Source organism: Bacillus cereus group sp. BfR-BA-01379 (assembly GCF_022663605.1).
GTDB classification, from domain to species: Bacteria; Bacillota; Bacilli; order Bacillales; family Bacillaceae_G; genus Bacillus_A; species Bacillus_A mobilis.
The window spans coordinates 1-322 of sequence record NZ_JAKUFT010000230.1; the positions used below are offsets into that span (position 1 = coordinate 1).

Genomic DNA, 322 nt, shown 5'->3' on the forward strand with positions numbered 1-322 from the left:
TGTAGATAAATTAAAAAATGGATCAGTTCAATTAATTGATGGAGTAACGCAATTACAAAGCGGATCAGGAAAAGTGACAGCTGGATTAGGTCAATTATCCGCAGGAGCAAATCAATTAGCAGATGGCTCAAACCAAGTAACAGGCGGTTTAGGTACGTTATCTGTAGGAGCAAACCAAATGGCTGGTGGAATAAATCAATTAGCAGATGGTTCAAGTCAAGTAACAGGTGGTTTAGGCACATTATCAGTAGGAGTAACCAAACTAGCAGATGGCTCAAATCAAGTAACAACGGGCCTTGGCAATCTAAATGGTGGCCTAAAT

The 322-nt window shown here is 40.1% G+C and carries 1 pseudogene; it reads left to right on the forward strand.

The window, feature by feature from the left end:
- A pseudogene (locus MR113_RS27595) lies at nucleotides 1–322 on the forward strand (YhgE/Pip domain-containing protein); the annotation flags it as partial.